Origin of the sequence: Streptomyces sp. NPDC048825 (assembly GCF_043198355.1) — a bacterium.
Taxonomy (GTDB): domain Bacteria; phylum Actinomycetota; class Actinomycetes; order Streptomycetales; family Streptomycetaceae; genus Streptomyces; species Streptomyces xiangluensis.
The window spans coordinates 463,412-469,411 of the sequence record NZ_JBICUR010000001.1 but is presented as its reverse complement, the minus strand read 5'-3'; the positions used below and the strand labels follow the sequence as shown (position 1 = coordinate 469,411).

The window sequence follows — 6,000 nt, the reverse complement described above, 5'->3', positions numbered from 1 at the left end:
CGCTGACGTGGGCGGGTAGGTCTGGTCGGCCGGGGGTCCGGGGGGTGGCCCCCGGGTGGGCGCAGTCAGCCTGGGCGGCAAGGGTTGTTCTCGCGTCTGAAGGATGCCTTCGACGGTCGCTGACGTGGGCGGGTAGGTCTGGTCGGCCGGGGGTCCGGGGGGTGGCCCCCGGGTGGGCGCAGTCAGCCTGGGCGGCAAGGGTTGTTCTCGCGCCTGAAACATGCATTCGACGGTCGCTGATCGCGGGCAGGCCGGCCGGCTTCGACCGTCGCTGAACGGGGCTTGTTCTCGTGCCCGCAGGGCTTCCCTGGCGGTGCTGACCGGCGCCCATTTCCCCTGGCGTATGCCAGGTGAAAGGCCGGATTCGGTCCTCTCCGAGGGACGTGACAACATGCCGTCATGTCCTCCGCACTGACCGATCTTTTCCCCCTTCCGATCGTGCAGGCCCCGATGGCGGGCGGCGTCTCCGTGCCGCAGCTCGCCGCGGCCGTGTCCGAGGCAGGGGGGCTCGGTTTTCTCGCCGCCGGCTACAAAACAGCTGACGGCATGTACCAGGAGATCAAGCAGCTGCGCGGGGCGACGAGCCGGCCCTTCGGCGTGAACCTCTTCATGCCGCAGCCCGAGTACGCCGACCCCGCCACCGTCGAGGTCTACGCCAACCAGCTAGCCGGCGAGTCGGCCTGGTACGAGACCAAGCTGGGCGATCCCGACAGCGGACGCGACGACGGCTACGACGCCAAACTCGCCGTGCTCCTCGACAACCCGGTGCCGATCGTCTCCTTCCACTTCGGCTGCCCCACGCGCGAGGTCCTGGACTCCCTCACCCGTGCCGGCACGTTCACCATGGTCACCGCGACCACCGTCGAGGAGGCGCAGGCCGTGGAGCGGGCGGGCGCCGACGCGGTGATCGTGCAGGGCGTCGAGGCGGGCGGCCACCAGGGCACCCACCGCGACAACCCGGAGACGGACGGCTCCGGCATCGGACTGCTCTCCCTGATCGCGCAGGTCCGCGAGGCCGTACGACTCCCGATCGTCGCGGCCGGCGGCATCATGCGCGGCGGCCAGATCGCCGGCGCGCTCGCCGCGGGCGCCACCGCCGCCCAGCTCGGCACGGCCTTCCTCGCCACGCACGAGTCCGGCGCGAACGCCCTGCACAAGCAGGCGCTCACCAACCCCCTCTTCGTACGTACGGAGCTGACGCGCGCCTTCTCCGGCCGCCCGGCCCGCGGCCTGGTGAACCGCTTCGTGCGCGAGCACGGCCCGTACGCCCCCGCCGCGTACCCTCAGATCCACCACCTCACCTCCGGCCTGCGCAAGGCGGCGGCCAAGGCCGGGGACGCGCAGGGGATGGCGCTGTGGGCGGGGCAGGGACACCGGCTCGCCCGCGATCTGCCGGCGCAGCAGCTGGTCGAGGTGCTCGCGGACGAACTGGCCGCGGCGAAGTCGGCCCTGGCGGCCTTGCCCGGCGGCGGTGCCGTCTGATGACCGCGCCGGTGTTCGTGGTGGACGAGGTGCCGGCCGGCCCGGAGTTCGTCCTCGACGGCCCCGAGGGGCGGCACGCCGTGTCCGTGAAACGGCTCCGGCCGGGCGAGGACGTGGTGCTGACGGACGGCCGCGGGCGCTGGACGGAGGGCGTGGTGAAGGCGGCCGAGGGCAAGGACCGGCTGGTGGTCGCCGAACTCCACGAGGTCCACGAGGAGCCGGAGCCGACGCCCCGTATCACCGTCGTCCAGGCCCTCCCGAAGGGCGACCGGGGCGAACTCGCCGTCGAGACGATGACGGAGACGGGCGTCGACGGGATCGTCCCCTGGGCGGCCGCCCGCTGCATCACACAGTGGAAGGGCGACCGCGGCCTCAAGGCCCTCACCAAATGGCGGGCCACCGCCCGCGAGGCGGGCAAACAGTCGCGCCGAGTCCGTTTCCCCCACATCACGGACCCGATGACGACCAAGCAGGTCGCCGCATTCCTCACCACGGCGGACTTCGCGGCAGTCCTCCACGAGGACCGCTCCCACCCGAGCGAGCCACTCGCCACCACCGAACTGCCCACCTCCGGCTCGATCGTGCTCGTGGTGGGTCCTGAAGGCGGAGTGTCTCCGGAAGAGCTGGAGGCCTTCGCCCAGGCGGGGGCGAAGGCGTATCGGCTGGGGCGCAGTGTGCTGCGTACGTCGACGGCGGGCACGGCGGCGACGGCGCTGCTGCTGGGGCGCACGGGCCGCTGGTCCTGACGTCGGCGGTCGGCGAGTGTTACGGGGCTCCGCCGCGGCCAACTTCCGCTGCGGTCATTCGTACCAGCCGGTGGGGTCCGTGGCGATGATCCCGGTCTCCGTGGTGCCGTAGGCCTGCCCGATTCGCACGCGATGGCGCTCGGCGAAGCGGGCGTACACCCCGTGGTCCATCCGCTCGCCCCCCGAGATTGCCAGCCGCAGCCTCGGTATCCGCAGCGGGCGGTCGATCTGCGTCAGCGCGGTGAAGTGCTGGGGCGAGCCGATGATGGTGTCGGCCCCGGACCGAATGGCTGTGCCGAGAACGGTCCGGCGGCCGGAGTGGGGGGCGAAGAGCACCGTGCTCCCGGCACTCATCGCGTACAACACGCGACGAGGCTGAAGGAGTGGGCGAGCGGGCCGAGGACCAGGACACGGGAGCCGGACTCGGGCATGCCTCCGACGGCCTGTGTCGCCATGACGGGGTTCCCCTTCCCGCTGCACCGCCCGGCGTCGGACAAGAGCTCATGCGCCGTCTGTGGGGAGAAACACCGGTCGGCCGCCGGAGGTTGCATCCGGAGGACCAGGACTGGGACCGGCGCCGGGGTGCCGTCATGGAACCGGTCGCCCGCACCGCGGGGCGCGGGCGACCGGACGAGGGGCAGGGGCACCGGTACGGGGGAATTGACCGGTGCCCGAGCCCCAGTTCAGGCGGCCGCTTCCCTTTCGAGCAGGAAGCGCTTGGCGGACACACCACCGGCGTACCCGGTCAGCTTCCCCTTCGCCCCGACGATGCGATGGCAGGGCAGCACCACGCACAGCGGATTGGCGCCGAGCGCCATCCCGACCGCCCGCGCGGCGCGGGGGCGGCCCAGCGCGGCGGCCAGCTCTCCGTAGGTCGCGGTCCTGCCGTAGGGCACGAACGTCTCCAACGCCCGCATCGTCCGCGCGGTGAACGCGGACGCGAGGGACAGGTCAAGGGGGATGGAGAACGACCGGCGATCCCCGGCCAGATACGCGGCGATCTGAGCCCGTGCCTCGGCCAGCACCGCCGACTGCGCCGCCGTAGCGTCCATCTCTTCGCGGAATTCCACCCTGCGGCCACCCGAGCGGGCGATGCGCTCGGGCAGGGCCTCCTGAGTGTCGTACACGCAGGCGAGCAGCGACTGATCGGTGGCCGCGAGGACGAGCCGGCCGAGCGGACTCGCCTCCTCGGCGAGCGTCACGGCCGTTGCCGTAGCGCGGACTTCGGAGCGCATGGACTTTCCTCCTTCCTGGGCCGGGCGGCTCAGACCGTGGTGGGACGACAGCTCTTGCACGCCCGGTAGCCCGCCTGCCGGGCATCCCTGGCGTTGCGGAACGGGATCTGGTGCGGCCTGGTGATCCGGCGGGCGTGCGCACACGTCGGATGGCAGTAGATCCGCGTGGTGTCGCTGCCGAGGAAGACCGCCCCGCGCTGCGACAGCTCTTCCAGCCGAAGCATGTCGATGCCCTCCGCGCTCCGCAGGGCACGGCCGACGCGCTCGGTATACGCCGCGTCACAGGGAGTTCCGGTCTCATAGGTGACGCGGTGGCAAGGGATCAGAACCGGAACCGGGTTCTTGGACAGCGCGGAGAGGATCGGCCCGGTGGCGGAGGACACCGAGGCCTCCCGCGCGAGCCATGTGATCGGCCTCAGCTGGCCGGAGGGAATCGACCGGACGGCGCCGAGCACCGCGCTCTCCAGCTCGGTGAGCCCGCTCAGGTCGATCGGCAGCCGCTTCGCGCGGCCCGTCCGCAGCGCCGGGCGCAGCCCGGGGAAGACCGCCGAGGTGGGGATGGCGGTCCGGCCGGTGCGGGCGTGATGCAGCCGCTCGAACTCATCCGGGCCCTCCACCATGATGTCGACGGCCGAGCCGGTCACCGCGTCCGAACTGTAGGCCACATAGAGGCCGCCTGCCGTGTTGTCGAGATGGCTGTAGGTGTCGTAGCGCTCGCGCGGAATGCCCACGCGCTGCAATACCCTCAGGGCGAAGTCGTCCGGGGCCGGGGCGGCGAGATCGGCCAGTCCGTTCTCCAACTGTCCTTCCACGCGCTGCTCTTCCTCATCGTTCCGGTAGTTCATCTGGTCACCTCCCCCTGCACCGCTGTCTCGAGTGTCAAGGTCTCGCGAAGTGTGCCGATACCTCTCGATACCTGCGCCTTGACCGTACCCACAGGGCAGCTCTGCGCCTCCGCGATGTCGCTGTAACTCATGCCGACGACATAGCGCATCACCACTGCGACACGGTGCTTCTCCGGCAGCTCGGTCAACGCCGCGACCAGTACAGCCCGGTCGGCGGATGTCGCCGCCCGCTCCTCCGGCCCGGGACTCTTGTCGGGCCAGCTGCCGCAGGCGTCCTCCGCACGGGTGGTCGAAACCGGGTGGCGCACTCTGGTGCGCACATGATTGCGCCAGACGTTCGCCGCGATCGTCATCAGCCATGCCCTGGGTTTCAGCTTGCGTCGGCGCTCCGGAGAGTAGTCCCGCAGCGCCGAGTAGGCGCGTAAGAAGGTGTCTTGGCCCAGGTCGTCCGCCTCGGTGGCCGATCCTGAGACCCGGAACAGAAAGGAACGCACCGCCGAGGCATGGCCCCGGACCAGCTCTGTGAACCCGTCGTCAAGGTCTGATGCCAGGCGTTCGGTCAGCTGCTCCGCCATATCGTCCATCAGCTACAGAAACACCGCGGCCTCCGCCATGGTTGCACAACGCGGCTCAGGGGCCCTGGGGCGGTGGACGGCCCGGATACGACACCGCACCGGCCCGCCGGAGCTGGCGGGCCGGTGCGGTGGGGGCACGGTGCGCGGTGGGGCGATGGGGATGAGGGGCGCCGGACAGTCAGTCGGGCAGCCGCACCGACTGGCTGTGCCGGAAGACGTTCCGCGGGTCCCACTTCTTCTTGACGGCTTACAGCCGCGGGTAGTTGCCCTTGTAGTAGAGGTCGTGCCACGGCACGTCGGACGGGTTGTACTGCGGGTCGCCCAGGTCGATGTCCGGGTAATTGACGTAACAGCCGTCGGTGACGTCGTTCGGCACCGGCACGCCGCCGGTCTCGGCGTAGACCTCCTGGTATGACTCCCGTATCCAGGCCAGGGACTTGGCCTCGTCGCCCGGGTCCGCCCAGTAGAGCATCCACGCCATCTTGAACGCGGCGCTGCGGTGCGAGGACGCCGTCGCGTCCTGGGCGACCGCGTTGACCTGCCCGCCGAACGAGCTCAGCTGCACGGAAGCAGCCGCGCGCCGGGCTCGACCGCGAAGGCGTTGCGCTCGGTGTCGAACGAGACCTGGCGCATCTCCGACAGGTCCACCACGACCTTCGCCTCCGAGTGGTAGACGAAGTCCTCGAAGCAGTGCCCGCCGCCGCGCACCGCGATGCGCCTGCCCTCCCTGACCGCCTGCTGGGTGATCGCTACCACCTGGTCGGTCGTGGAGACCAGGTGGACTTTCTCCGGCTTGCCTATGTACCGCTGGTTCCAGCCTCTGACCACGTCCTGGTAGTTCCGTCGGCAGGTGTGATCGCGACGGCGTCCTGGACTGCCGCGCCGCCTGCCGTGGCGGCGGCCGCGGTACCCGCCGTGCCACTGAGCAGCATCGCTCCGCCGACGGAGGCGCCCCCGTAAAGGAAACGTCGCCGTTCCATCTCGCCCCTGTTGTCCGTCATCGTGTGACCTCTCTGGCCGTCGTCGAGGAGGCTGCGAGCCGGTTCCGGCGCGGCGCGATGCAACGGCCGCGGGCGACGCTACTTGCCGCCGAACCGGCGGCTCACTCGGAATATTG

Annotated in this window: 8 protein-coding genes; 2 read left to right on the top strand and 6 right to left on the bottom strand. The window is 70.8% G+C overall.

All coding sequences use genetic code 11. The annotated features are described in order from the left end of the window. The first annotated feature begins 399 nt into the window (after positions 1-399). Positions 400-1,482, top strand: coding sequence for a nitronate monooxygenase (locus ACGFNK_RS02135; protein ID WP_393411038.1), 1,083 nt, complete (start codon positions 400-402; stop codon positions 1,480-1,482). Continuing rightward, positions 1,482-2,228, top strand: a complete 747-nt coding sequence (locus ACGFNK_RS02130; RefSeq protein ID WP_393411036.1) for a 16S rRNA (uracil(1498)-N(3))-methyltransferase — start codon at positions 1,482-1,484, stop codon at positions 2,226-2,228. Before ACGFNK_RS02135 ends, ACGFNK_RS02130 begins: the two co-directional genes overlap by 1 nt. Positions 2,229-2,282: 54 nt before the next feature. Here the strand turns inward: ACGFNK_RS02130 and ACGFNK_RS02125 are convergent, their stop codons facing one another. The 6 genes from ACGFNK_RS02125 to ACGFNK_RS02100 form a co-directional block, all read right to left on the bottom strand. Continuing rightward, positions 2,283-2,582 carry an AMP-binding protein gene (locus tag ACGFNK_RS02125; protein WP_393411034.1) on the bottom strand — a complete coding sequence of 100 codons (300 nt, stop codon included), beginning with the start codon at positions 2,580-2,582 and terminating at the stop codon, positions 2,283-2,285. 329 nt (positions 2,583-2,911) lie between these two features. Beyond that, positions 2,912-3,463 carry a methylated-DNA--[protein]-cysteine S-methyltransferase gene (locus ACGFNK_RS02120; RefSeq protein ID WP_393411032.1) on the bottom strand — a complete coding sequence of 184 codons (552 nt, stop codon included), beginning with the start codon at positions 3,461-3,463 and terminating at the stop codon, positions 2,912-2,914. Positions 3,464-3,492: 29 nt separating this feature from the next. Then, the gene (locus tag ACGFNK_RS02115; RefSeq protein WP_393411030.1) at positions 3,493-4,308 is read right to left on the bottom strand and encodes an MGMT family protein; all 816 of its coding nucleotides are present in this window, start codon (positions 4,306-4,308) and stop codon (positions 3,493-3,495) included. After that, entirely contained in the window at positions 4,305-4,892 is a 588-nt protein-coding gene (locus tag ACGFNK_RS02110; protein WP_393411028.1) for an RNA polymerase sigma factor, read from the bottom strand. Before ACGFNK_RS02110 ends, ACGFNK_RS02115 begins: the two co-directional genes overlap by 4 nt. Positions 4,893-5,130: 238 nt before the next feature. Next, positions 5,131-5,448 carry a BBE domain-containing protein gene (locus ACGFNK_RS02105; protein ID WP_393411026.1) on the bottom strand — a complete coding sequence of 106 codons (318 nt, stop codon included), beginning with the start codon at positions 5,446-5,448 and terminating at the stop codon, positions 5,131-5,133. Next, on the bottom strand, positions 5,439-5,711 hold the full coding sequence (locus tag ACGFNK_RS02100) for an FAD-binding oxidoreductase (RefSeq protein WP_393411024.1): 273 nt from the start codon (positions 5,709-5,711) through the stop codon (positions 5,439-5,441). Before ACGFNK_RS02100 ends, ACGFNK_RS02105 begins: the two co-directional genes overlap by 10 nt. Between the last annotated feature and the right edge of the window lie 289 nt (positions 5,712-6,000).